Annotated in this window: 1 protein-coding gene; it reads right to left on the bottom strand. The window is 62.6% G+C overall.

Features of this window, described 5'->3' with window-relative positions; genetic code table 11:
- A partial coding sequence (locus ACZYSM_RS29595; protein WP_489077242.1) for an SDR family oxidoreductase occupies positions 1-262 on the bottom strand: 262 nt, incomplete at both ends.

The following is a 262-nucleotide window of genomic DNA, read 5'->3' as shown; positions in this document are numbered from 1 at the left end:
CCCAGCAGCATCACTCCAGCGTTATTGATCAGCCCGTCGGCGGGACCAAATTGCGTTTCAGCTTCACTGACAGCCGCCAACAAGGCACCACGGTCGGTAATGTCGACGCCACGGCACAAAGCATTCGGCAGCCCTAGTGCCTCCAGGCGGTCGATGCGCCGGGCGAGCAGCAGCAGTGGGTGGCCCGCCGCCGAAAGTATCCGCGCCGCCGCTTCGCCAATCCCTGAACTGGCCCCGGTGATGATGATCAATGGTTTGGTCA

This window comes from Pseudomonas sp. F220, from assembly GCF_057813935.1.
The sequence above is the reverse complement of the archived record's forward strand: the minus strand, read 5'-3'. Positions and strand labels throughout refer to the sequence as shown.